Origin of the sequence: Thiomicrospira aerophila AL3, assembly GCF_000227665.2 — a bacterium.
In the GTDB taxonomy this organism is placed as follows: Bacteria; Pseudomonadota; Gammaproteobacteria; order Thiomicrospirales; family Thiomicrospiraceae; genus Thiomicrospira; species Thiomicrospira aerophila.
Genome location: NZ_CP007030.1, coordinates 509,804 through 534,495, shown reverse-complemented (window position 1 = coordinate 534,495; position 24,692 = coordinate 509,804). Strand labels below are relative to the sequence as shown.

At 46.7% G+C, this 24,692-nt stretch carries 22 protein-coding genes; 7 read left to right on the top strand and 15 right to left on the bottom strand.

Annotation, left to right across the window (positions count from 1 at the left end):
* Positions 1 to 18: 18 nt before the first annotated feature.
* Genes THIAE_RS02535 through THIAE_RS02500 form a run of 8 tightly spaced genes read right to left on the bottom strand, consistent with a single transcriptional unit; the run spans position 19 to position 6,303 of the window.
* Positions 19 to 1,548, bottom strand: coding sequence for a complex I subunit 5 family protein (locus tag THIAE_RS02535; protein WP_006459936.1), 1,530 nt, complete (start codon positions 1,546 to 1,548; stop codon positions 19 to 21).
* A complete protein-coding gene (locus tag THIAE_RS02530; protein ID WP_006459935.1) occupies positions 1,545 to 3,020 on the bottom strand; it encodes a complex I subunit 5 family protein in 1,476 nt (491 codons plus the stop codon). Before THIAE_RS02530 ends, THIAE_RS02535 begins: the two co-directional genes overlap by 4 nt.
* Complete coding sequence (locus THIAE_RS02525) at positions 3,017 to 3,319, bottom strand: cation:proton antiporter subunit C (RefSeq protein WP_006459934.1); 303 nt, start codon at positions 3,317 to 3,319, stop codon at positions 3,017 to 3,019. Before THIAE_RS02525 ends, THIAE_RS02530 begins: the two co-directional genes overlap by 4 nt.
* Entirely contained in the window at positions 3,312 to 4,238 is a 927-nt protein-coding gene (locus tag THIAE_RS02520; RefSeq protein ID WP_006459933.1) for a hydrogenase subunit MbhD domain-containing protein, read from the bottom strand. The genes THIAE_RS02525 and THIAE_RS02520 overlap by 8 nt, the downstream gene beginning before the upstream one ends.
* Positions 4,235 to 4,573: a monovalent cation/H(+) antiporter subunit G gene (gene mnhG, locus THIAE_RS02515; protein WP_239232390.1), complete on the bottom strand. Its 339-nt coding sequence runs from the start codon at positions 4,571 to 4,573 to the stop codon at positions 4,235 to 4,237. Before mnhG ends, THIAE_RS02520 begins: the two co-directional genes overlap by 4 nt.
* The gene (locus tag THIAE_RS02510; protein ID WP_006459931.1) at positions 4,551 to 4,853 is read right to left on the bottom strand and encodes a monovalent cation/H+ antiporter complex subunit F; all 303 of its coding nucleotides are present in this window, start codon (positions 4,851 to 4,853) and stop codon (positions 4,551 to 4,553) included. Before THIAE_RS02510 ends, mnhG begins: the two co-directional genes overlap by 23 nt.
* A complete protein-coding gene (locus tag THIAE_RS02505; protein WP_006459930.1) occupies positions 4,850 to 5,386 on the bottom strand; it encodes a Na+/H+ antiporter subunit E in 537 nt (178 codons plus the stop codon). Before THIAE_RS02505 ends, THIAE_RS02510 begins: the two co-directional genes overlap by 4 nt.
* A gap of 47 nt (positions 5,387 to 5,433) precedes the next feature.
* Positions 5,434 to 6,303 carry a 23S rRNA (adenine(2030)-N(6))-methyltransferase RlmJ gene (locus tag THIAE_RS02500; protein ID WP_006459929.1) on the bottom strand — a complete coding sequence of 290 codons (870 nt, stop codon included), beginning with the start codon at positions 6,301 to 6,303 and terminating at the stop codon, positions 5,434 to 5,436.
* 145 nt (positions 6,304 to 6,448) lie between these two features.
* Here THIAE_RS02500 and THIAE_RS02495 point away from each other — a divergent pair, with 145 nt between their 5' ends.
* Together THIAE_RS02495 and THIAE_RS02490 are read left to right on the top strand one after the other, a co-directional pair.
* Positions 6,449 to 8,017 carry an inorganic phosphate transporter gene (locus tag THIAE_RS02495; protein ID WP_006459928.1) on the top strand — a complete coding sequence of 523 codons (1,569 nt, stop codon included), beginning with the start codon at positions 6,449 to 6,451 and terminating at the stop codon, positions 8,015 to 8,017.
* A 458-nt stretch (positions 8,018 to 8,475) separates the two neighbouring features.
* The gene (locus THIAE_RS02490; RefSeq protein ID WP_006459927.1) at positions 8,476 to 9,687 is read left to right on the top strand and encodes a PfkB family carbohydrate kinase; all 1,212 of its coding nucleotides are present in this window, start codon (positions 8,476 to 8,478) and stop codon (positions 9,685 to 9,687) included.
* A 23-nt stretch (positions 9,688 to 9,710) separates the two neighbouring features.
* Here THIAE_RS02490 and rlmB read toward each other — a convergent pair whose 3' ends face one another.
* The 3 genes from rlmB to THIAE_RS02475 form a co-directional block, all read right to left on the bottom strand.
* Complete coding sequence (gene rlmB / locus THIAE_RS02485; RefSeq protein ID WP_006459926.1) at positions 9,711 to 10,442, bottom strand: 23S rRNA (guanosine(2251)-2'-O)-methyltransferase RlmB; 732 nt, start codon at positions 10,440 to 10,442, stop codon at positions 9,711 to 9,713.
* Complete coding sequence (rnr, locus tag THIAE_RS02480; protein WP_006459925.1) at positions 10,435 to 12,783, bottom strand: ribonuclease R; 2,349 nt, start codon at positions 12,781 to 12,783, stop codon at positions 10,435 to 10,437. The genes rlmB and rnr overlap by 8 nt, the downstream gene beginning before the upstream one ends.
* A gap of 65 nt (positions 12,784 to 12,848) precedes the next feature.
* Entirely contained in the window at positions 12,849 to 14,237 is a 1,389-nt protein-coding gene (locus THIAE_RS02475; RefSeq protein ID WP_006459924.1) for a dihydrolipoyl dehydrogenase, read from the bottom strand.
* Between the two features lie 253 nt (positions 14,238 to 14,490).
* Here THIAE_RS02475 and THIAE_RS02470 point away from each other — a divergent pair, with 253 nt between their 5' ends.
* The 5 genes from THIAE_RS02470 (at position 14,491) to panD (ending at position 20,986) form a co-directional block, all read left to right on the top strand.
* Positions 14,491 to 15,867, top strand: coding sequence for an MltF family protein (locus THIAE_RS02470; protein WP_239232389.1), 1,377 nt, complete (start codon positions 14,491 to 14,493; stop codon positions 15,865 to 15,867).
* 81 nt (positions 15,868 to 15,948) lie between these two features.
* Positions 15,949 to 16,923 (top strand): class 1 fructose-bisphosphatase, encoded by a 975-nt coding sequence (locus THIAE_RS02465; RefSeq protein ID WP_006459922.1) that lies wholly within the window; start codon positions 15,949 to 15,951, stop codon positions 16,921 to 16,923.
* A 95-nt stretch (positions 16,924 to 17,018) separates the two neighbouring features.
* On the top strand, positions 17,019 to 17,543 hold the full coding sequence (gene ppa / locus THIAE_RS02460) for an inorganic diphosphatase (RefSeq protein WP_006459921.1): 525 nt from the start codon (positions 17,019 to 17,021) through the stop codon (positions 17,541 to 17,543).
* A 127-nt stretch (positions 17,544 to 17,670) separates the two neighbouring features.
* Positions 17,671 to 20,475: a phosphoenolpyruvate carboxylase gene (ppc, locus tag THIAE_RS02455; protein WP_006459920.1), complete on the top strand. Its 2,805-nt coding sequence runs from the start codon at positions 17,671 to 17,673 to the stop codon at positions 20,473 to 20,475.
* 124 nt (positions 20,476 to 20,599) lie between these two features.
* Positions 20,600 to 20,986: an aspartate 1-decarboxylase gene (gene panD, locus THIAE_RS02450; RefSeq protein WP_006459919.1), complete on the top strand. Its 387-nt coding sequence runs from the start codon at positions 20,600 to 20,602 to the stop codon at positions 20,984 to 20,986.
* Here panD and panC read toward each other — a convergent pair.
* The 4 genes from panC to pcnB are packed head-to-tail and all read right to left on the bottom strand — an operon-like array spanning position 20,970 to position 24,577.
* On the bottom strand, positions 20,970 to 21,836 hold the full coding sequence (gene panC, locus THIAE_RS02445) for a pantoate--beta-alanine ligase (RefSeq protein ID WP_006459918.1): 867 nt from the start codon (positions 21,834 to 21,836) through the stop codon (positions 20,970 to 20,972). The genes panD and panC overlap by 17 nt on opposite strands.
* Positions 21,836 to 22,627 carry a 3-methyl-2-oxobutanoate hydroxymethyltransferase gene (panB, locus tag THIAE_RS02440; RefSeq protein ID WP_006459917.1) on the bottom strand — a complete coding sequence of 264 codons (792 nt, stop codon included), beginning with the start codon at positions 22,625 to 22,627 and terminating at the stop codon, positions 21,836 to 21,838. The genes panC and panB overlap by 1 nt, the downstream gene beginning before the upstream one ends.
* On the bottom strand, positions 22,624 to 23,172 hold the full coding sequence (folK, locus tag THIAE_RS02435) for a 2-amino-4-hydroxy-6-hydroxymethyldihydropteridine diphosphokinase (RefSeq protein ID WP_006459916.1): 549 nt from the start codon (positions 23,170 to 23,172) through the stop codon (positions 22,624 to 22,626). Before folK ends, panB begins: the two co-directional genes overlap by 4 nt.
* Positions 23,165 to 24,577 (bottom strand): polynucleotide adenylyltransferase PcnB, encoded by a 1,413-nt coding sequence (gene pcnB / locus THIAE_RS02430; RefSeq protein WP_006459915.1) that lies wholly within the window; start codon positions 24,575 to 24,577, stop codon positions 23,165 to 23,167. Before pcnB ends, folK begins: the two co-directional genes overlap by 8 nt.
* Between the last annotated feature and the right edge of the window lie 115 nt (positions 24,578 to 24,692).

Here is a 24,692-nt window from a genome sequence, read left to right as displayed (position 1 = left end):
AATTAATCATTGCTTCCCTCACTCAAACTCGCTCGCGACCAGGGTCGATACCCAACCCAATGGGGTGGCTACATGACCGGCCCAGACACCCAACACAATAATCATTACTGTAGTCACCAATGGCGGCACTAACAAGAGTAAGTGGGTTTCAAAACGCTGACTCAGCACCTGACGATGCGGCCATTGCGAAGGTGGTGGTAAAAACCAAGCTCGATAGATCGTCGGTAAAAAGTAAGCGGCATTCAGTAAGCTGGAAATAATTAATACGCCAATCACCCAGTAAAAACCACTTTCCCACGCGCCCAAGCCCAAATACCATTTGGTAATAAATCCGGCCAAAGGCGGCAAGCCAATCATGCCCAGTGCTCCTATCGTAAAGGCCAGCGTGGTCAGTGGCATGACTCGGCCAACCCCATTGAGCTCCTTAATCTTGTGCACCCCTAGGGTTTCAGCATAATTACCGGCGGCCATAAACAGGGTGATTTTCATAAACCCTTGATGCACTATATGAATTAACCCGCCAATAGCGCCAATTGGCCCTGCCAGCGCCAAACCTAGCGCCACATAGGACACTTGGCTAACCGTTGAGAAAGCCAAGCGCTTTTTAATATCCTGCTGAAATAATGCGCGCACCGACCCATAGACAATTGTAAAGCTGGCCATGCCCAACAACACCCAATGCAAATACAAGTCACTAAACACATAAATGCCGTAGATTTCATAGACAAAGCGGGCTAGGCCAAAGGCACCGGCTTTAACCACGGCGACAGCGTGCAACAAGGAACTCACTGGCGCAGGAGCCACCATCGCTGTGGGTAACCAACCATGAAATGGAAATAACGCGGCCTTCACGCCTAAACCGGCGATAAACACTAATCCTAAGCCAAACAATATTGGCGCCATATCTGGATTAGCCGCCCAATAGTCATTTAAATAGCCGCCCACCACAAACGCCTGCGTACCCACTAAAAGGTGCAGGCCAATCGCGGCGGTAAGCAACACCAAGCCCCCGCTCAAAGTGTAGAGCAAATATACCCGACCAGCCTGCAAGGCTTTTTCAGTGCCACGATGTACCACCAGCGGCCAGGTTGCCAAGGTCAGCAATTCATAGAAAATAATGAAGGTGAATAGGTTACCCGCCATGGCCACACCGGTGGTGGCACTGACACAGAGGTTAAAAAACCCAAAAAAGCGCGCGCGATTTACCCCCCCCTCTAAATAACCTATGGCATAAAGGGTGGTAAGCAACCATAAAAACACTGACAACACCAAAAATAGCATGGCTAAGCCATCTATTTTGAGCAGAATCGTCAAGCCGGGCACGAGCGTCCAGCCAAACTCATAGGTGTGCCCTTGTAGCAAACTCGGCATTAACGCCAACACTAACACTAGCTTAATCAATGCAGCCGCGATGTTAACACTTGAGCGCAACCAAACACGCTCTTCGGCAATTAAAAACACCAACAACGCCACACCAAATGACAAGCCCATAATGACCAACGGCCAAAATGAATAAGCCGTCGTCCAGCTAATTAACTGTTCGATCATAAGGTCGCCCCCCATGGATAAAGCGGAAACAAGGCTAATACCCATACGCTTAACACGAGGATGAAAGGCACAGCAAGCAATGGCCAAGCTAATTGACGGTCACTGATACACTCTGCCGGACGGCCATCGGCCTGCTTGGGTGCAAACTGACACAGCAAGCGCTGCTCAAGCGCTGGTTGCAATAAACGACCCATATAGGCCAGCGTAAATACCCCACCTAATATCAAAGGCGCGAGCAACCAAAACTGACCTAAGGCCACGCTCGACTCAATTAACCACCACTTACCGATAAAACCCAATGTTAAAGGCAGGCCTGCTAAGGCTACCGAACCCAAGCCCAGTGTCCACAAGGTTAAAGGGGAATTACATAACACGGCTAGTTGATCTTTTAGTTGATAACTGTGAGTCAGCAAAATTAAATTGCCCGCTACTAAAAATAAACCCGCCTTGGTTAAGGCATGCGCTGCGATTAACCAAAATAACAGTAAACTCGGGTTAAATTGATCGGTGACAGTCAATATTGATTGCGGATGCAACAGGATGGCCAAGCCAATGAGCAGATAACCAATTTGTGCCACCGTTGACCAAGCGATTAACTCTTTAAGCAACGGCGTTTTCCAGGCACGCCAAGAACCCCAAAAAATAGCCATCGTACCCAATAGCGCCAACAGCAGAGCGATCAGTTCATTACCGAGCGCGGCAAAAGGTCCCACGCCAAATCGCCACATTAAATAAAACGACGCCTTAATGACCAACGCTGACAGCAAGGCACTCGCTGCCGTCGGTGCACGACCATGTGCTAGCGGCAACCAGCCATGTAACGGCCAAGCCGCTGTTTTGGCGAGCAGGCCTAATAACATCATGCTCCAGGCCAAATGCGTCACCCAGTTATGCTCAACCACTTCAGCCAAACCAATTAGATCTAAACGCCCATATTGGCCATAGATCAACGCGACGCCCAGTAGAAAAAACATCGAACCGGTTAAGCTAATTATTAAATAACGCATTGCGGCTGCAGCGGCACCCGCTTTGGTCGATAGCGCCACCAGCGCCACCGCCACTAAACCCAAGAGTTCAATTGTGACGTAAATATTAAATAAATCACTTGAAAGAATCAGCGCATTCATTGCGCCCCAGCCACCTAACCACAGCCCCCAAAAATGCGCTGAGGTCTCAGTATCAAACCACGCATAAGCCATAATGGCTAAGCTCACCAGCCCTACCAGCAACAGCATCAAATGGGCTAAATCATCTAAATACCAGGCTATCGCTAATGGCCGCTCCCAGCCACCTAACGCCCATAATCCTTGATACTGGCCGACGCCCCATGCATCGATACTCAGTAACACCAACATCACTAGCATTCCTAGCCCAGCGGTGAGCGTTATCCAACGTCCATGCGAGCGAAACAAGGCCGCTAACCCACCTGCAATAAGTGGCAATAACACTAAACCGGGTAGCAAGGCCGTCATTGCGAATCCTCCAGCGTAGCATGATGCTGTTTAGATTCCTTGGCGACACGTTTCATTAACGCCAGCCCCAAGGCCATCGCACTAATGGCAACCACAATGCCGGTTAATACCAGCGCGTGGGGTACCGCATCGGCCGGTTGTGCCCGTGCTGCAAAAGCTAAAAACAGCATAAACACCGCAGACCCCATAATGTTGACCCCGAGTATTTTATGTAACAAATGCTGGCGCATCACCACGCCCCATAGACCTATACAAAACAGTACTGAGCCGGTGACTAAATAGATGGCGATTTCATTCATAACGACGTCCCTCACCGGTAAACAGCGCGGCCAGAATAAGCGCTATAGAAAAGGTTGCGGCTATTTCAATTGCCAAAATCAAAGCCCCTGCATAAGCTGGGTCATAACCCATAAACCCATACCCCAAAAGCAGACCTGCTAATCCAATACCAAAAAAAGCCAATAAACCACCCAGCCAGAGTAGCTTAACCGCCCAGTGATGAATCAACCAAGATACGAATACCGGACTTGCTTGACCCAATTGGGCTTGCTGAACCAAGAAGGCCAAAATAAATGCCGTAGCCAAGAGCGCACCGGCTTGAAATGCGCCACCTAATAAATAGGCGCCCTGCCATAATATATACCCAGCAATCAACACTAATAATGGCAGTACTAAACGGCTAAAGTATATGAGCACCCGTCCTTGTAACTTAACGCCATGCCACGCCAAGCTTGGGCCCAAAGCCCGTTGTGCTGCCCAAGCCCACATGAGTACGGCCAATTCTAAGGCCGTATCCCAGGCGCGATAGTTGAGCAGTACCGCAGTGACGGGATGCTCCACACCGGATAGCGTAATATTAGCCATGACCAAATCTGACAATCCTGGCGCAGGCTGCACTAAACTCATTAAACTAAATGCCAATAGCCCGCCCACACCAATCGGTAGGACCAAACTAAGTAAATTCGTTTTAGTCAGCTTTATATCCTGGGTGTGGTGCATTTGACTCAGCGTTGCCAGCAAAAGCGCGCCGGCTAAACCCGCTCCAATGGCGACTTCGGCTAAAGCAGCATCTGGTGCCTGCAATCTCACCCAGACCAGTGCTAGCAACAAACCAAATACAATAAACAAAACAACCGACTCAGCAAGATTAGGTGTTGCTAAACAACGCACCGCTACAATAATAATAGCCAAAGCAAGGATTAAATCGACCAGAATCATCTTGTCTCTCCAACTTGCTTATTGGGTTGCTTATTGAGTTGTTTTTTACGTTGCTGTTGATAGGCTCTTTGTCCAATAACATGACTAACGGCGGCGGCACTGATAATCACCAACGCCCAAATCAAAAATAATTTCAGCGTGATGTTAAGGCTTAAAAACAACATGGCCATACCCAACAAGACTAACCCGAGACCTAAATTATCCGCTTTAGTCAGCGCATGCAGACGGCTTAGATCATCTGAAAAGCGCAACAAACCTAAAGTTCCGGCAATAAAAAACAGCAAACCAATTAAGATACTGATACTCGCGAGACTATGAATGATCCACATGGTCATCTGCTCCCTTTTGATGGCTATCGAGTTGTTCTGGCCGCAATAACTTTGCAAATGCAATGCCGCTTATCGCAGCTAAGAGCGCTAGTAACAGGGCTACATCTAGCAAATTTTGATTGCGCATCACCCAAGCCAACACCACAACCAAGGCCACACCAGTTGATCCTGCAAGCTGTGCAGCAAGCATCCGATCAGTCAAATTCGGACCTTGAATCACTCGCCATAACCCAAGTAATAGCAACAACGCCAACACAGCCGCAACCAGCCAGAGGAATGTGATCATTTGCTCACCCCCATAGGTCCTTGAGCAGGGGCAATAACCTTAGGAACCTGCTGCGACGGATGTATTTCTACCCCAATAAATTTGGCGAGCAAGCCTTCTAATGCTTGTAAATCTTGATGGACGTTTAATGAATCATCCAATAAATGAATACGCACCCATTTTTGCGATACAGCTACAGTTAAGGTCCCCGGAAATAACCCAATTAAGCTGACCCAAACACTACGGGCCCAGCCTTCAGGTAATTGCAGATAGTAATCTAGATAACAGCTGTGAAGTGATGGCTTGGCTTGAATGGCGCGACGACTGACGTCCCAACCACCCAATACAGAGGCACGAACAAAAAGCAGGATCAGAGAGGGCACATATCGCCAGTGAAGTGCGTAGTTTAAGGGTGGCCAAAGCTTGTGCATTAATAATGCAGCCGCAAGCGTCCAAATCAATGCGAACGAGCTGAGTTGTCCATCAGCCAAGCTCCACCATATCATTAGAGATAATAGCCAAAACACAACAATGCGACGCAAAACAATCCACATTCGAAGCCCCTTAGTGTAGTTAAACAAGCGCTTAGCTAAATTAAAGTTTATTCTGCCGCCAGCATATCCGCTTGCCAAAAACCCTGCTCAGTTGCAACAAGCGACTTCAGCAGCGCTAAATCTTGTTGCATAGTCGCCATTAATGTCCATGGCGGATTGATTACTATCATACCACTGGCCGTCATGCCACGACCAGGGTTATCAGCTTGCCAACCCAGCTCAAATACCGCAACATTGCGGATGCCACTGGCTTTTAAATCACGCCATATTTTATCTATCCGACGTCGTTCAACCACTGGATACCAAACTAAATAGGTTCCGGTCGCAAAACGTTTATAGGCGGCCAACAAACGTGTTACGACTTCGTCATAATCTTGCTTAAGCTCATAGGGCGGATCGATTAAGATGACCCCGCGACGCTCTTTGGGGGGGACTTGCGCAATCAGTCCTTGAAAGCCATTTTGTTGGTAAATCTTAACCCGCCGGTCTGTTGCCGTGTGCGCTTGGAGTTGTGAAAAGGCTTGCGGATGTAACTCGTAAGCTACCAAACGATCAATATCACGCAGACAATGTTGCGCAATGGCCGGAGAACCTGGATAAAAACGTCCAGACACCTGCTGTTGCGTAAGTTGACGAGCCTGCTGTTCAAAGGCACTTACCACTTCAAGATAAGCCTTTATGCTCGGTGACCAGGCCTGCTCGGGCAACGCCCAAAGCTGTCCAATGCCCTGTTTAAACTCGAGGGTTTTTTGTGCTTGCGCATCGGCCAAACTATAGCCTCCCGATCCAGCATGGGTATCAACATAAACCAAAGGTTTATCTTTTTTGACCATATAAGCCAGCACATTCACCAGCACAAGATGTTTGAGCAAATCGGCGGCATTGCCGGCATGAAAACCATGCTGATAACTTAACATTTTTCTACCCTATCTTCTTTAAATTCCAACAAAATCAATATGTATTTCAACAAGATAAACAATTGCTTCACTTTTATTTCTTAAGTGTTACAATCCGTTGACATTTTTATTACAACTCGCTTTTATATCTTTACATGGACCGCTTATGGAACTGAAAAATATTCAACACCTTGAAGAGGCTGGCCAACGTAGCCGCAAAGAACTCTTGCGCTTTGGGTTAGCGTTATTGTTCATTATTGGTGTCATACTATACACCTTTATCAATTACGGTCATATCAGCTTTACCCTAGTCGTTGCCGCGATGATTGGGGGTTATATGGCGATGAATATCGGCGCTAATGACGTTGCTAACAACGTCGGCCCTGCGGTTGGCTCTAAAGCAATGACCCTCACCACGGCCATCATTATTGCAGCGGTATTTGAGGCGGCAGGCGCTATCATTGCGGGTGGTAGCGTCATTACCACTATTAAAGGTGGCATTATCAACCCGGCTGATGTAGATGATACCGAAGCCTTTATTTGGCTAATGATGGCCGCGTTGCTGGCCGCTGCAGTATGGTTAAATATTGCGACTGCTCTCGGCGCACCGGTTTCGACTACCCACTCTATTATAGGCGGCGTTATGGGCGCGGGTATTGCCGCAGCTGGCTGGGCGATTGTTAACTGGGGCACCGTAGGACAAATCGCGGCGAGTTGGGTAATTTCGCCCATGCTGGGCGGGTTAATTGCGGCCCTGCTGCTTTACACCATTAAACGCACGATTACCTATCAAGAAGATATGATGGATGCCTCACGCCGCATGGTGCCTTGGTTGTTAGCCTTGATGGGCTGGGCTTTTGGCACCTATTTGATGATGAAAGGCTTTAGCCAAATCATGAAGGTCAGCTTCTTAACTTCGGCCTTAGTCGGTTTGGCCGTTGCCACTATGGTCTATTTTATTACTCGTCCACTGGTTAATCGCGCGTCAGTTGTTGCCTCTAACTGCAAAAAAGGCGTTAACCAAATGTTTGTTATCCCATTAATTTTTGCTGCCGCGCTATTAAGTTTTGCACACGGCTCAAACGATGTCGCTAATGCGGTGGGGCCTTTAGCCGCGATTCATGAAGCACTCACTTCTGGTGACGTAGGTGGCACTAAAGCCGCCATCCCAATGTGGATTCTGGTGGTCGGTGCAATAGGGATTGCGCTAGGTTTGGCGCTCTATGGCCCCAAACTCATTAAGACCGTTGGCTCAGAAATTACTGATATTGACCAGATGCGTGCCTACTGTATTGCGATGGCCGCAGCCCTAACGGTTATTTTAGCTTCACAATTAGGGCTTCCAGTCAGTACCACTCACGTTACCATCGGTGCTATTTTTGGGGTCGGTTTTTTACGTGAATATTTAAAGGCGAATTACCAACGGATGATTCGACAAATCGAAGAACATCACGAAGGACAAGAACGTGAAATTGTTGAAGCCTTTATTCGCCGTTTTGACAAAGCCAGCTTGGCTGAGAAAGGCCGCATGCTGCAAGACTTAAAAACCAAGAGCCTGGAAAATGATGCCCACTTGACCAAAAAAGAGCGTAAAGGTCTCAGAAAAGCCTACAACCAAGAATTGGTTAAGCGCTCAATCATTTTGAAAGTGGTTGCGGCTTGGGTCATTACCGTTCCAGCTACAGCCTTACTTGCGGCAGGCATTTTTTACTCTATTAATTTGATGATGGCTTAGGCCCCATCACCCAAAAGCATCGTTAAAAACCTGCCAATTGGCAGGTTTTTTTTATTAAAAAAGTCACCAGATGTTCTCAGCTTCGAAAGCTGTCTAATTTTTAAGCAATCTAAAACTTTAGTTGCGATACTAACAACTTGGCGCAGTTTTTAAAAATTCATTAACAGAGTTATCCACAGATTTTGTGAATAATTCCCAGCCAGACCTCAACAGTCGCTTAATCAATAAATCCTTTAAATACAACAATTTAATAAAATACAACTCATGTCAACCCCCTAAAAACATGATTAAAATTAAATTTTTAAACTATTTCGTGCACAAGCAAACTATCTCAACAAAAATCAAGCAGTTTTTTGCATAAAGCTTAATAAAAACCTGCTAATTAGGTTTTAGACGTGACCTAAAAGGCCTGAAGCGTTAAAATTTAAACTTATTTTTATCTTTCGAGTTTAAACGACATGGCGCGCATTTTAGGTATAGGCAATTTAGTTCTTGATACGCAACTTTTTTTACCCCACTATCCGTCAGAAAATTCCGAACAACGTGCACAGACTCGAGTGTTTGCGCTGGGCGGTAATGTCGCCAATAATTTAAACGTACTGCAGCAACTGGGACATGATTGTGCCATTTGTGCCACCTTGGCAACCGATGATGCCGCTAAACGCCTTAAAAAGGCCTTAGAAGAACGACACATAGATACAAGCCTAATTCAACGCTTTATTCAAGGCTCGACCCCGACATCCTATGTGCAGATTAATCAACAAAATGGCTCGCGTACCATTGTTCATTATCGTGATCTACCTGAAATAAGCTTTGAGCATTTTGCCAAAATTGAAATTGAAACCTTTGACTGGTTGCATTTTGAAGGACGCAACCTTGACGCACTGGGTGGCATGCTCAATATTGCTAAAACCTTTTTAAGCCACCAGCCTATTTCTATTGAGCTGGAAAAACCCCGGGACGGGCTTGAAGCCCTATTAGAACAGGTCAATATCATCTTTACGGGTGAAGCCTATGCTAAATCCTTGGGATTGGTGCAGGCTGATGAACTGATCACCCACCTACAAGCCTTAGCACCGCAGGCGACTATTATCTGTAGCTGGGGAAGTGATGGGGCCTGGTATGCGGCACCAGGAAGTCAACCCAGTCACCAACCCACTCAAGCCTTAGCCAAGCCTGTCGATACCCTAGGCGCCGGCGATACCTTTATCGCCGCCACGATTGATGCGTTAATCGCTCAAAAACCGCTAGCAGACGCCGTCGCAGCTGGCAATCAGCTTGCACGCCGCAAATGCCAACAACTCGGCTTAGATAATCTATTAGCCCCTCTGGTCACCCGCAAACCCATTGCCAATATTAAACATATCACCAATTCACGTGCGACCGTTGTGCCTGCACCGGGACTGCGTCACAAGGTTGTATTGATTAAGCATGACAATGAAATTAAGGCTTATTTAAATAACTGTCCGCACCAAGATGTGCCATTGGATGAAGCCTATAAAATTGATATTAATCCCTTTGAAATGACCATGAAATGTTCAGTCCATGATGCTTTTTTTAGAATTGAGGACGGGGTCTGTGTTGAAGGACCTTGCTGGCGAGAAGAGTTAACACCAGTTGATTTGGAGATTGATCCAGAAACCGGTGCTATCTACGTAGCGGAACAATAAAAAGTGTTAATCGGCGCGCTAGCTTATTTAAGCTGGCGCTGTCTTACGGCTTCATAAAGGGTAACCCCTGCTGCAACCGATACGTTTAAGCTGGACACCTGCCCTTGCATAGGAATGGCCACCAAATAGTCACAGGCCTTACGCGTTAGAGGGCGCAACCCCTTGCCTTCGGCGCCTAAGACTATCGCCACCGGACCGGTTAAATCAGCCTGATAGAGCGTTTGCTCTGTCTCTCCCGCCAAGCCAGTAAACCAAACACCCTGCTGCTGTAACTGCTCCATCGTACGCACTAAGTTAGTGACGACTACTAGCGGCACTGATTCGGCGCCACCAGAGGCCACCTTACGCACCGTAGCATTTAGGCCTACTGCATTATTCTTTGGCACCACAACAGCGGTCACACCCGTTGCATCAGCCGTACGGAGGATGGCGCCTAGATTGTGTGGATCCTGGACTTCATCCAAAAAGACCAGCAGTGGGTCGGTTGTTTTGGCAACCCAGTCGAGTAAATCCGCTTCGGTGTAAGCCGCTTGCGCGGCAACATCAGCATAGACGCCCTGATGCACACCCGCCAGCTGATCAAACACTTTTTTAGGTGCGCGCTGCACTCTGACGCCCAATTGCATTGCGAGATCCAGTAAGGCCTGTTGACGGGCATTTAAACGCCCTTCGCAGAAGACTACCTGAAAAATCTGCTCGGGATGCTTTGCCAGCAGTGGCTCTAAGGCATGCAAGCCATAGACTTGATCAGTCATTCTTAGCCTTGGATCGAGTACGACGTTTGCGATTATTTGGGCGAGAGCGCGAACGTGAACGGCGCTTTTTCTTCGCCTCGCCCTCGCCTTCTTGCTCTGAAACTGGGTTGTCAAAATCATCACTGTCGTTTTCAACAACGAGCACTTCATCAGCAGGTTTGTTAATTAGTCGCAAATCAATCTTACGGGTATCTAGGACAACCTGAGCTACCTGTACTTTGACACGGTCACCAATACGATAAACCTTACCCGTACGCTCGCCTTTTAGACAATGACGTACTGCATCAAAATGGAAGTAATCCTCACCTAATTCAGTGACATGGACTAAACCTTCAATATAAAGCGGGTCTAGCTCAACAAACATGCCGAAGTTAGTTACTGAACTGATCACGGCATCATATTCTTCACCTAAACGATGCGACAAGAACTCACACTTCAGGAATGTCACGGCATCACGCGTTGCTTCATCGGCACGACGTTCGGTATCAGAGCAATGACGCCCCATTCGAGTCATATCTTCTTCATTATAGGCAAAGCCTTGTGCCCCTTGCTTTAACCAGGCCTGGCGAATGGCACGATGAATCAACAAATCTGGATAACGACGGATCGGCGATGTGAAATGCGCATAGTGTTCAAAGTTCAAGCCGAAATGGCCTTTGTTATCCGGCTGATACACTGCTTGATTCATACTACGCAACATGATTGTTTTAATTAAATGCTCAGATGGCATGCCTTGTGCCGCTTGTAAGACCTGATCAAAGTCCTGTGCACTTGGCTCATCACCCCCTTCTAAACTTAAACCAAAGTCCTTTAAGAAACCACGCAGCTTGGTCAATTTTTCTTCTTTAGGTGGCTCATGAACACGATAGACAATCGGCAGCTTGTGCCACTTTAAATAGCGTGCTGCAGCCACGTTGGCCATCAGCATACATTCTTCAATCAAACGATGCGCATCGTTACGAACGACAGGAATGATCTTATCGATTTTACGCTCACCATCAAACACTATTCGCGTTTCCACCGTATCAAATTCTAGCGCACCACGCTCAGCTCGTGCCGCATGCAAAATATGATAAAGCTCATAGAGTTGATCAACTGCATCAACGACCTCAGCAAATTCGGCTCTAAAAGCTGAACTTGAATCCGTGACCATTTGATGGACTTGGTTATAGGTTAAACGCGCTTTGGAGTTCATCACCGCTTGATAGAACTGGCTGCGTTCTAACTGACCGTCTTCAGTGATGGACATATCGCACACCATACAAACGCGGTCCACATTCGGATTAAGTGAACAAAGATCATTGGATAACTTTTCTGGCAACATCGGAATAACCCGTTGGGGGAAATATACCGAATTGCCACGCTCATAGGCTTCTTTATCCAGTTCAGAACCTGGCTTAACATAGTGAGAGACATCGGCAATCGCTACGACTAGGCGCCAGCCATTTTTACGGCGCTTGGCAAAGACCGCATCGTCAAAATCTTTGGAGTCTTCACCATCAATAGTCACCAATGGCAGACTACGCAAATCCTTACGATCGGCATAATCCTGCTCGGTCAACACTGACGGAATGGCGGCTAACTCCGCCAATAATTCTTCTGACCATTTATTAGGAATATTAAAAGTTTGAATCGCCGTATCGATTTCCATGCCAGGTGCCATGTAGTCACCGAGCACTTCCACCACCTTGCCCACTGGGCCATGACGCTGTGACGGATGCATAACAATCGCTACGCGCACGATTTGCCCTTCCTGCGCATTTAATAAACCGTCGGCGGGGATAAACACATCTTGGGTAATACGATTATTGTTGGGGTGAACCCATGCTAGGTTTTGCTCAATGTGAATACGCCCAACCAGCTCTTCGTTAGCACGACGCGTTACTTCAACAATAGCAGCTTCTTGTCGTCCGCGACGATCTTCGCCCACAATCGATACGATAACCTCATCGCCATGTAAAACCTTGTGCATTTCATGTGCAGAGAGTAATAAATCCCGCTCAACTTGCTCGCTGGCGACAAAGCCAAACCCATCCGGGTGGCCTGTAACAATCCCCTTAATCAAATCCATTTTCTGGATTAAGCCAAAGGCACCACGACGGTTTTTAATTAATTGACCATCCCGCAACATCGCTTTTAGACGGCGCGACAAAGCTTCAAAACGTTCTTCATCTTCCTCATCTATGCCCAAGCTTTGAGCAAGCGGCCCCAAACGCATGGGCTGTTGTAGTTCGGCTAGGTGTTCTAAAATAAATTCCCGACTCGGGATAGGGTTGTCGTATTTTTCCGCTTCACGATCAGCAAAGGGGTCTATAACAGGTGTAGTAGTTTGTTCAGTCACTCGATTCCATCTTACTTAGTAGGTGGGTTGGGATGACTTAATCTTATCTGCCATCCCAAACCCAATTAATTTTTCGTCAAACCTTGCTCAGCATTAAATTCATCCAGCATCGTGTCTATGACATTCTGCACAGCTTCTTCCAAAACTGGATGATAAAAAGGCATGGCTGACATTTCATTTAGCGTTAGGCCCGTTTGCACAGACCAAGCTAATAAATGACCAAGATGTTCGGCACTAGGCATCGCTAATTCCCCGCCCAGTAAACGCCCGCTGGTTCGATCTGCATACAAGCGAATTCGGCCATAATCTTGGTCCATCACTATAGCACGGCCATTGTTACAATTTAAATCGAACGACCCAATTATTATTTCACGCGGGTCAAGCTCATTAAACGAAACCCCCACTCGACAGAGCTGAGGATCACTAAACACAATGGCCGTTGGGGTTAACGGCTTACTGCCCGTTAACACCGGGTAGTGTATAGCATTTTGCGCGGCGGTTTTGCCTTCTCTATTAGCTTCATGCAAAATTCCATGAAAACCACTGGCATCGCCGGCAACAAAAATGGGCAAATCACCCAATTGCAAGGTGACTGGATCAACAGTTAAATTTTGCAAAGCCTCAGAGCGCCAGTCTGAATTAGGTCGTCTGCCAAGGGTTAATAACACCTTGTCACCTAACCATTCACCACCTTGGTAAGTTATTTTAACCTGATTTTGCACGCGCAGCGGCACAACCTGTTGATTTATTTGAACCGGAAAGGTTTTTGCAACGTGTTCGAGCATAAATTCATTACAAAATGGATCTTGTAAACCGCCGACTTGACCTTGAGCATCAAAACCCATTACCTCGACACCTAAATAGGCTAGCGCCTGGCCCAACTCTAAGCCAATTACCCCTAAACCAATCACAGCCAAGCGTTTTGGCAAGGTTTCGAGTTCAAAAATAGTATCACTAGTCAGCGCCAGGTCACCCAAATTCGCTGACCATCCATCTGGCACTATCGGCTTCGAGCCCACCGCCACAATAATCCGCTCGGCAACAATAACATGATCATCAACATGGATCTCACCATTTGGATAGACCACGGCTCGTCCGCTGATAAAATGCTGCTCTGATAATTTATCTGTGGTGTTCGCTATCAAGCCAGACGTAAATCTATCGCGAAAACGCCGCACGCGTTTGAGCACCTGGTCATCATGCAGAATAGGCTGTGCAGGCAATTCTATCCCCAACGCTGCAGCACCTTGCCAGGCCTGGTAATGCTCAGCAATATGAATCAACGCCTTTGAAGGCATACAGCCTACGCGCGCACAGGTCGTGCCCAGTGGCCCCGAATCAATCAGCACATAATCATCCGTTTGTTTTTTGATCTCAGACCAAGCGGTTAAACCGGCCGAGCCGGCGCCAATAATTGCAAATTTGACCCGTTTTACCTGTTGAGTTGTTTTCATCCGCACTGCCTCACAAAAAAATTACTAGCTAATGGTCTATCAAGGCTCTAAAATCAAAATTATGTTAAAGGGTAACTTTACCACTATGAGAGATGGGCTTACAGAAACTTATCGCGCATGCCAGGCGTTCATAACACGCGCCCGTATTAGCCTTATCATAATCATACTCGGTCTTTATGTCACAATTGGCCCACCATTAAATGCGGCAACACCTCCCCAGCAAACGCTCTTTCAATCCTACCACGATAGACTGATGCAACCTTTTTTTGGCGACTTGGAGGAAATGCGAGAACGACGCCTTATTAGAGTATTAATAAGCTATAACCGCACGCATTACTTTATGGCTGAACATGGTAGCCTCGGCTTAGAATATGAATTCCTGCGCGCTTATGAACAAAGTTTAAATCGTGGCCCACTGCAGCAACGCTATCAAACCCACCTAGTGTTTATCCCGACCCCTTTTGACCAATTATTTGACGCACTCAATGCCGGCCGCGGCGATATTATTGCGGCAGGGCTGACGGTTACCGAGACGCGCAAAAATCTTGCCCTATTTACCCAGCCTTACATTACAGGCGTCAACGAAATCTTGGTCAGCCACCAACAAGCTACTCCCGTATCAAAATTAGAGGACTTAGCCGGGCAAAAAATTATGGTAGTTGCACACAGCAGCTATTTAGTTAACCTGATGCTAGCTAATCAATTTTTAGGCCAGTTAGGCCTTCAACCCATCGAAATTATTCAAGCACCTAGCACACTCGATGCTGAAGATGTATTGGAGCTAGTTAATGCGGGCATTATTGACTTTACGATCACCGACGACCATATTGCTAGAGCTTGGTGGCCAGTACTCGACAACCTTTTACTCTACCCTGATTTTCGATTTCATCACGAAGGCCAACTGGCTTGGGCGGTAAGAAACAACAACCCAGAGTTACTGGCCTCCCTAAATAACTTTATTGAACATCAAGCCAAGCCTGGGCGCTATTTAAGCAACTTACTTTTTAATAAATACTTTAACGAAAATCGCTGGCTACAAGAAGCCGGACTCACAGCAGAAAGCTTCGATCAACTTAATCAATTACGCCCTTACTTTGAGCTTTATGGCGATTTTTATAATTTAGATTGGTTACTTGTTGCAGCCGTTGCCTTTCAAGAGTCGCGTTTTCGCAACAACTTAATTAGCGGACGGGGTGCGGTAGGGATCATGCAAATTCTACCCAGCACCGCAGCCGCACCACAAATTGATATTCCAGCTATCGATGAACTCGAGCAAAACATTCACGCCGGCACGAAATATTTAGCTTATCTTAAACATCAAGTTTTTACCGGACCGGATTACACGCCAGAAGAAAGCTTAAACTTTGCTCTTGCGGCCTACAACGCTGGGCAAACTAGGATTAGACAACTGCAACGAGAAGCTGAGCGCGAAGGTCTAAACCCTTACGTATGGTTTTATAACGTTGAACAAATTGCACGCCGACGAATAGGCCATGAAACAGTTAACTACGTGCTCAGTGTGCAACGCCATCAAACCACCTTCAGCACCACCCTCAGTTTAATAGAAGAGCGAAGAATCACTCGCACGCCTCGACCTGATCCTTCAACCCAAGCCACTGAACAACCCTAGCTAATCTTGCAAAAAACTTGTTTTTTTAACCGAAAAGGTTAGAATTTACTGAATTTTTTTAAACCAACTGAGAGTTAATCCATGATTAGATTGCATGAAATTTTGAAACGTGATGGCGTCAATAGCGAACTGAAACAAGTTATTAGCCATATTATGATTGCCTGTAAAGAGATTTCCCATAAACTGGGCCAAGGCGATCTAGCCGGTATTTTAGGTTCGAGCGTCACAGAAAACGTTCAAGGTGAAACGCAAAAACTTTTGGATGTCGTTTCTAATGACCTGCTCAAAAAAATCCTAGTTGAAGACAACTGCGTTAAAGGGATCGCCTCAGAAGAAGAAGACTATACTGTAGCGGGTACAGAGTCAGGTAAATACTTAGTCTTGTTTGACCCATTAGATGGCTCGTCAAATATTGATGTTAACCTATCAGTGGGCACCATCTTCTCTATTCTTGAAGCACCAGATGATAGCCGTCAAGGCGATGATCAGACCATTTACTTACAAAATGGACGCAAGCAAGTAGCTGCAGGCTATGTGCTTTATGGCCCTTCAGCAATCCTAGTCCTTACTACAGGTAAAGGCGTGAACTTCTTTACGCTTGACCGCCATATTGGTGAATTTGTATTGACGCGCGAGCAGGTTAAAATCCCAGCAGATACCAAAGAATTTGCGATCAACATGTCTAACCAGCGCTTCTGGGAAGACGGCATGAAAAGCTACATCAATGATTGCTTAGCTGGCGAAACCGGCCCACTAGCCAAACGCTATAACATGCGCTGGGTAGCCTCAATGGTTGCTGAGGTACACCGTATTCTAGTGCGTGGCGGTATTTTCATGTATCCATGGGATAACCGCGAGCCAAACAAACCGGGTAAATTACGCCTAATGTATGAAGGCAACCCAATGAGCATGATCGTTGAGCAAGCAGGTGGCTTATCAACAACGGGTCGTGAGCATATTATGGACGTGACACCAGAGGGCATTCATCAGCGCTGCCCCGTTATGCTTGGTTCAAAAAATGAAGTTGAAAAAGCCATGGGTTATTTAAAAGACTAAGCTTTTTTGTCTAGCTATATCAAGCATCAAGATTCTTACCACCCGCCCAGCGGGTGGTGTTGTTTTACAAACCTACACAATTTAAAGGACATGACATGGGTTATGCAGCCGTTCCAGCAGGCAAAAGCTTGCCAAATGATATTAATGTAATTATTGAAATTCCTGCTTTCGCACCACCGATTAAATACGAGGTTGACAAGGACACGGATCTTGTTTGGGTTGACCGTCTGCAAGGCGCCACGATGGCCTACCCTGCTAACTATGGTTACATTAACCAAACCCTTGCCAATGATGGCGATCCAGTCGATGTTTTAGTCGTCACCCCTCACCCACTATTAGTGGGCTCCGTGATTCGTTGTCGCCCAATTGGGATGTTAAAAATGACCGATGATGGCGGTGAAGACGCCAAAGTTATCGCTGTTCCCGTTGATAAGCTCAGCGCGATCTATAAAAACATCACTGCCGTCGAACAAATTCCCTTGCTAAAAGAGCAGATTGAACATTTCTTTAAGCATTACAAAGATCTAGAACCCGGTAAATGGGTCAAAATTGAAGGCTGGACAGATGCAGAAGGCGCTTTTGCTGAAATCCTAGCCGGTGCCGCGCGTTACCAAGGCTAAGTCTTCCATCTAGACAGCAATAGCCACCGATTAGCGAGCCGTTTCGCTCGCTAATCTCTTCACTAAACCCCCTGCCACTAGACTAATTCTGCTATAATTGTGCAAATTTTTTTGGAAAAGCACTGACATGAATGTATCTGCCCAAACTGAATCTCATGACAAACAGTTACGCGCGCGCGTTAAACTGCTGGGTCAACTACTTGGTGAAGTTATTGAAAGCCAAGTAGGTAGAGCTACCCTCGATGCAGTAGAAAAACTCCGTCGTGGCTATATCCAACTTCGCAAACAAGACGATCCCGAATTACGCCAATCGCTGATTAATTTTATTGAACAACAAACCCCCGAAAACTTAATTCTAATTATTCGAGCCTTCAACATTTATTTTAGCTTGGCTAACCTAGCCGAAGAAGAGCATCAATATCATGATCGTCAAAGCCAGCTCAAATCTGATGGCCCACTTTGGATGGGGTCCATGCTGCAAACGATCGGTGAATTTAAAGAAGCCGGTTTATCAAGTGATGACGTATCAAAGCTATTAAGCCGTATTAAATACATTCCGGTATTTACTGCCCACCCGACCGAATCCAAGCGCCGCGCAGTTATGGAAAACCTGCGTCGTATTTTCGTGACGCTAGACGGTCTCAATGAAGCAGAAACACACAATAACAGCTATACCAAACAAGACGTTATTGATAAGCTGCGTTACCAAATTCAGGTACTCTGGAAAACTGACGAGGTTCGCCAGTCAAAACCAACGGTAAGTGATGAAATTCGCAACGGTATCTACTACTTCCGTCAGTCCTTATTCCAATCAGTGCCTCAGGTTTACCGCTATCTTGAGCGAGCCCTTAGCCGTCACTATCCCGATATTGCCCACCAAGTTCCACCTTTTCTATCTTTTGGTTCATGGATTGGCGGCGATCGAGATGGCAACCCGTTTGTTACCCATCAAACCACTCGTGAAGCGATTTACCTTCAATCTCGCTCCGTACTTTATGAGTATGAAAAACGCTTGCTTGAACTAAGCGCAATGCTGACGCATTCACGCCACATATGTGACATTCACCAGGACGTGATCAATCGTGCGACGATTGTCGATGCCGATTTGCTTGAAAAGGTCTTTCACAAACGCGCAGAACGCTTTAAAGATGAACCCTATCGCCGTTTCTTATACTTGATGCGTGGTCGGATCAGAGAAAATTTGGCCTATATCGAAGCGCGACTAAACAATGAACAACCCCAGTCTTCGTCACGCTTTGCTTATAGCTCAGAAGATGAGTTTTTGGCTGACTTACACTTAATCCATGATTCGTTGTGTAATCACGGGGATCATAGTGTAGCGAATGCCACCTTAAAAGACTTGATTCGCTTAGTGGAAACCTTTGGCTTTTATTTAATGCGCTTGGATATTCGTCAAGAGTCCACTGTGCATACCGAGGCGGTTGCCGAGTTATTGAGTCATCTTGATATTGACTACAATGCCTTAGACGAAAACGACAAATTAGCTCTGCTTGCTAAGCATGTTGCTTCAGCTACCATTATTGATACCCAGCATCTGGCATTGAAGCCGATGACCGTGGAAGTGCTCGAAGTCTTTAATGTGCTACGCGAACTGCGCAAAGAAATCAGCCCTAAAGCCTTTAATAACTATGTCATCTCCATGACTCATGAAGCCAGTCATGTCATGGAAGTGTTATTTTTAGCGCATCAAGCAGGCCTGGCAGGCTATAACGCAGGCAAGCCCTATTGTGACATTCATATCACCCCACTGTTTGAAACCATTGAAGATTTAGAACACATCGTTCCGGTAACCGAAAACCTATTTAACAACGCAACCTATCATGCGTTATTAAAAGCCAGCGGCAACCAACAAGAAATCATGTTGGGCTATTCTGATTCGGCCAAAGATGGCGGCAATCTTTCATCGGCTTGGTCGCTTTATCAAGCGCAGCAAAAAATCATGAAAGTGGCTGATGCGTTTGAAATTGACTGTCGTTTGTTTCATGGCCGCGGTGGCACAATTGGTCGCGGCGGCGGTCCAACCCATATGGCGATCTTGTCACAACCGACTGGGACAGTGCGCGGTGAAATTAAATTTACCGAGCAGGGTGAAGTATTGTCATACAAATACAGCAACTCTGAAACAGCCAGCTATGAATTGTCCTTGGGCGTAACTGGCCTAATGAAAGCATCACTCTGTTTGGTTACGGATGTGGCAGAAGATAATCCGGCCCATCTAAACACCATGGAGCAACTTGCCAAAGATGGTGAGTCGGCCTACCGCCTACTGACCGATCATACCGAAGGTTTCTTTAAGCTGTTTTATGAAGCTACACCAGTTAATGAAATTGGGTTACTGAATATTGGCTCAAGACCTTCGCATCGTAAAAAAGGTAACTTGTCTAAATCATCAATACGCGCCATTCCGTGGGTATTCGGTTGGGCACAAGCACGCTTAACCTTCCCGGCTTGGTTTGGCACAGGCTATGCGCTAGATGAATGGGCGAAACGCCATGGTCAAGCAGGCCTGCTAGATATGTATAACCAATGGCCATTTTTCCGCGCATTATTGAGTAACATTCAAATGGCGTTGTACAAAACGCAATTAATTACCGGTAAAGAATATTGTGAAATTGCCAGTGATCGAGCGCAAGCCATGCACATCTATAACATGATTGCTGAAGAACATACCCGCACCGTTGACTATTCATTATCGGTGAGCGGCAATCCTTACTTGATGGCTGAAACCCCATCTATTGCCTTGTCTTTACAACGCCGCAACCCCTATTTGGATCCACTTAATCATATCCAAATCGTATTGCTAAAACGTTACAAAGACGAAAATGTCACTGAGCAAGAACGAGAGGTTTGGCTTAAACCCCTTCTTAACAGCATTAACGCAATTGCAGCGGGTATGCGCAATACCGGCTAGGTATTAGATTAAGCACAGCGTTAATCAACGCGATATAGGTTGATGATTTGGTAATTGGCGCCCTATTAGGTATAATGGGCGCCGATTTATTTTTGATCCCCTTTACAGGCAGGCACATAACACTATGCAAATTCAACTTTTAAAATCAAAGATTCATCGTGTGACCACGACACACGCCGAACTAGATTATGAAGGCTCGTGTGCAATAGATGCCGCCTTACTAAGCGCGGCGGGTATTCGCGAATACGAACAGATTCAGATTTATAATGTGCGTAATGGCGAGCGCTTTACCACCTATGCTATTAGTGCAGAAGCCCACTCAGGCACGATTTCGGTCAATGGGGCGGCGGCACATAAAGCGGCACCAGGCGATTTATTGATTATTGCAACCTATGCCCAAATGACTGAGGCTGAAGCCGATTTATATAAACCTATGTTGGTTTATGTTGATGCGGACAATAAGATCACCCATACTCGCAATACCATTGCACCGCTCAAAGCGGCGGTATAATCTCGATATTATCTAATAAACGGGTGGTGCCTAATCGGGCTACCACCAACAATACACTCGGCTTAGTGATATCCATCACATCAGTCAAATCTTGTTGATCCACCCAAGCAATATAATCCACCTCATCAAAACCCGCCACAATGAGTTCTTGCTGTGCCTTTGCACAGACACCTGGCCAACTGATCATAGGGTGTTCGGTTGCAACGATAGCCTGTGCCAGCTTGCTTAATACTTGATATAACTGCGGGGCGATACGGCGCTGAGTTGCATCCAAATATTGATTTCTTGAACTGAGTGCCAAGTCATCAGTATCACGCGCAATCGGCCCTTTCAGCAGCTGAATCGGCCAATTTAAATCGGCCACCATCGCTTGAATCACCCGCCATTGCTGATAGTCTTTTTGACCAAATACGGCCACATGGGGTTGCACTAGATTAAACAGCTTGGCCACTACCGTCACCACACCATCAAAATGACCGGGACGCAGTGCGCCCTCAAAACGCGACGCCAATAAGGGATCAGCACTCACACGACTCTGCCGCCCTTCAGTAGGATAAAGCTCGCTAGCTGAGGGACTAAACACCAGATCGCACCCTAGGGCTTGCAATTGATCACAATCGGCTGCCAATGTGCGTGGATATTGGGCAAAATCTTCGCCTTCACCAAATTGCAGCGGATTCACAAAAATACTCACTACAACATAATCAACATGGCTTTGTGCCAGTGATACCAAGCTCAAATGACCGGCATGTAAATTACCCATCGTCGGCACCAAGGCCCAGGTTTTGCCAGCTTGACGCCACTGCGCCAACTGCGCGCGTAACGCCGCAATATCCTGTACAACTTGCATTAACCTACCTCATGGTCTGCAGTGGGAAAGGTTTTATCTTTAACCGCTTGCACATACGCCTCAAAAGCGGCCAAAATCGAATCACGCCCAGTCAAAAAGTTTTGACTGAATTTGGGCGCTCTTCCAGGTGTTAAACCTAGCACATCATAGCTCACCAATACTTGACCATTAACCACAGCCCCCGCACCAATACCGATGACCGGAATGGGTAAGGCCGCAGTAATCTGCTTTGCCAATTCACTAGGCACACATTCAAGCACCAATAAATCAATACCCGCCGCTACGAGCGCTTGGGCATCGGCTAACAACTGCGCCGCTTGCGCGGGGTCAGTACCTTGTACCTGATAGCCCTTTTTTAACACCGATTGCGGTAACAAGCCTAAATGACCACACACCGGTACGCCACGCTCAGCTAATGCCTGCACATAAGAGACGATGCGCTGACCGCCCTCAAGCTTTACCATATCGGCCTGGCCTACTTTTAAAAGCTGCGCGGCCGCATCCATCACCGTGTCTAGATTTTTATCGGCCATAAAAGGCACATCAGCAATACACCAGGCCTGCTTATTACCGCGCTGTACCATCTGCGTGTGATAAACCATGTCCTCAAGCGAAACCGGCAAAGTCGTGCGCTGACCTTGCACCACCATACCCAAGGAATCACCCACCAAAATAACATCCACGCCCGCCGTATCAGCCCAATGCGCAAAGGCCGCATCATAGGCCGTCAAACAAGCTATGGGTTCTTGCGCCGCCGCCATTTTATAGAGTTGTTTCAAAGTTTTTTTCATGCCATTACCTTAGAGTCTGAAGTATCAGATGCATATAAAAAAGTATCCGGCAGTTTTGCTAAACAGGCTTCAATCGTGCCATAACCGGGCAATACCAGGTCAGGTGCTAAATCAAGTAGCGGCACCAAGACAAAATCGCGCTTGGCTGCCATAGGATGCGGTAAGGTTAAATCAGCCGTTTTCATACTTAGCTGGCCATAACAGATGATGTCTAAATCTACCAAACGCTCGCCCCAATGACGGCGCTTAACCTTACCCAAATCTAATTCAAGCGCCTGCAAAGCAGATAATAAGGCTTCAGGCGCTAGATGGGTTTCAAAACAACATGCGCCATTAACATAATCAGGCTGATCTTGTGGTCCCTGGGGTCTAGACCTATACCAGTTAGAGACCTGCAGGTTACGAACCGAGGACCACTGCATCATCTCAAAGCAGGCCTGCCGCAGTACCTGCTCCGAATCACCTAAATTACTGCCTAAGCCCACAAAAACCTGCACCCAGTTATCTGTTGGTGGCTGTTCTATAACCTTAGTGTGGTTAGTCATGGGTAGCAGACTGATCTGATTTTTTACGGTAAAAATTACGATTAGAACGTTTGCGCCGCCCTGGTTTGGCATCGCGAACCATTTGATTAGCAAAACGAATCTGTTCAAGTGGATCTTTTTCTTGGTAGTCTGTCCACCAATCAAATAAATCTTTAAGCTCAGTCTCACCGGCCGCAACCCGAATGCCAATAAAATCATAAGCAGCCCTAAAACGCGGATGGGCTCTTAACGCAGCGGCTCGATCACCAAATCGCTTATGCAATCTAAACTGCAGATTCCAAATATCGCGAACTTGTGCAGTAAAGCGTTTCGGTACAGCGGTGTGCGAACATTGAATATGTAGCACATCACCTGCGGCAGCGAATAACGCATCTTGAGGCGACAAGCCATCATCCAAATAATCTTGCCGAGCTTGCATCATCGGCTCCCAAAGCATCGCAGCAAACAAAAATGCAGGATTAACCGGCTTATCCTCAGCAATACGTCGATCAGTACTTTGCAGCGCTTCAATCACTAACTGCCGGGGAAAATGCTCGTTTTCAGTGGCTAAAATCGCATCTGTTAACGGGAACAGATGTTTGAACAAATCATAATGGCGCAGCTTTTCAAATACCAATATCGCCGCACCACTATGAAATAGCTTTAGCACCTCATCAAATAAGCGTGCATTGGATACTTCTTTTAGTAAGCCGCCCAACTCCGCAATCGGCGCCTCAGCGCTTGGCGCTAAATTAAAACCAAGCTTTGCCGCAAAGCGCACCGCACGAATCATTCGCACCGGATCTTCACGATATCTAACCCAAGGATCGCCAATTAACGCAATTTGAGCAGCCTGTAAATCTTCACGCCCATCTACATAATCAATAACAACATCGCGTTTGGGATCATAGTAGAGCGCATTAATAGTGAAATCTCGCCGCCAGACGTCTTCGTCCATCGTGCCATAGACGTTGTCGCGGAGTAAGCGACCGCTATCATCAATTTGTCGAGCAGGATGATTGTCATCCTGGCCACCCCGAAAGGTCGCCACCTCAATAATTAAGCGGCCATAACGCACATGGGCCAGGCGAAAACGCCGACCAATTAACTGACAGCGATGACGAAACACCTGCTTTACTTGATCCGGCGAGGCATTCGTAACGATATCAAAATCTTTAGGCTCAATACCTAACATCAGATCCCGTACCGCGCCACCGACCAAATAGGCCTCATAACCGGCTCGCTTTAAACTAAATACCGTATCAAGCGCGGCCTTATCAATCAGGCGGTGGTGGATACCCTGCTGATGACCAGAGTAGGTCTGTACATTCGTGCCGGATATCTCAGCACCCGTTACCTCGCGTGTTTGCTCCGGGGTAATTCTGGCCAGACGCCGCGAGATGGCATTAAAAATTCGTTTAATCATGATGAATTCATTACAAAATAAAGCCGTATTTTAGCAAGGTTAGTGATTAATTAGCCAATAATTAAGGCAATCACCGCGAAACTTTAGATAACTTTGCGCCTTAGGTTTAGAATCG

Coding starts and splice junctions, on each gene's coding strand:
- THIAE_RS02465 (WP_006459922.1), top strand. CDS start 15,949: ATGATTAGATTGCATGAAATTTTGAAACGTGATGGCGTCAATAGCGAA.
- panD (WP_006459919.1), top strand. CDS start 20,600: ATGCAAATTCAACTTTTAAAATCAAAGATTCATCGTGTGACCACGACA.
- THIAE_RS02525 (WP_006459934.1), bottom strand. CDS start 3,319: ATGAATGAAATCGCCATCTATTTAGTCACCGGCTCAGTACTGTTTTGT.
- ppa (WP_006459921.1), top strand. CDS start 17,019: ATGGGTTATGCAGCCGTTCCAGCAGGCAAAAGCTTGCCAAATGATATT.
- THIAE_RS02510 (WP_006459931.1), bottom strand. CDS start 4,853: ATGATCACATTCCTCTGGCTGGTTGCGGCTGTGTTGGCGTTGTTGCTA.
- THIAE_RS02520 (WP_006459933.1), bottom strand. CDS start 4,238: ATGATTCTGGTCGATTTAATCCTTGCTTTGGCTATTATTATTGTAGCG.
- THIAE_RS02500 (WP_006459929.1), bottom strand. CDS start 6,303: ATGTTAAGTTATCAGCATGGTTTTCATGCCGGCAATGCCGCCGATTTG.
- pcnB (WP_006459915.1), bottom strand. CDS start 24,577: ATGATTAAACGAATTTTTAATGCCATCTCGCGGCGTCTGGCCAGAATT.
- ppc (WP_006459920.1), top strand. CDS start 17,671: ATGAATGTATCTGCCCAAACTGAATCTCATGACAAACAGTTACGCGCG.
- folK (WP_006459916.1), bottom strand. CDS start 23,172: ATGACTAACCACACTAAGGTTATAGAACAGCCACCAACAGATAACTGG.
- panB (WP_006459917.1), bottom strand. CDS start 22,627: ATGAAAAAAACTTTGAAACAACTCTATAAAATGGCGGCGGCGCAAGAA.
- THIAE_RS02490 (WP_006459927.1), top strand. CDS start 8,476: ATGGCGCGCATTTTAGGTATAGGCAATTTAGTTCTTGATACGCAACTT.
- THIAE_RS02530 (WP_006459935.1), bottom strand. CDS start 3,020: ATGACGGCCTTGCTACCCGGTTTAGTGTTATTGCCACTTATTGCAGGT.
- THIAE_RS02505 (WP_006459930.1), bottom strand. CDS start 5,386: ATGTGGATTGTTTTGCGTCGCATTGTTGTGTTTTGGCTATTATCTCTA.
- mnhG (WP_239232390.1), bottom strand. CDS start 4,573: ATGACCATGTGGATCATTCATAGTCTCGCGAGTATCAGTATCTTAATT.
- THIAE_RS02470 (WP_239232389.1), top strand. CDS start 14,491: ATGCAACCTTTTTTTGGCGACTTGGAGGAAATGCGAGAACGACGCCTT.
- THIAE_RS02475 (WP_006459924.1), bottom strand. CDS start 14,237: ATGAAAACAACTCAACAGGTAAAACGGGTCAAATTTGCAATTATTGGC.
- THIAE_RS02495 (WP_006459928.1), top strand. CDS start 6,449: ATGGAACTGAAAAATATTCAACACCTTGAAGAGGCTGGCCAACGTAGC.
- rlmB (WP_006459926.1), bottom strand. CDS start 10,442: ATGACTGATCAAGTCTATGGCTTGCATGCCTTAGAGCCACTGCTGGCA.
- panC (WP_006459918.1), bottom strand. CDS start 21,836: ATGCAAGTTGTACAGGATATTGCGGCGTTACGCGCGCAGTTGGCGCAG.
- THIAE_RS02535 (WP_006459936.1), bottom strand. CDS start 1,548: ATGATCGAACAGTTAATTAGCTGGACGACGGCTTATTCATTTTGGCCG.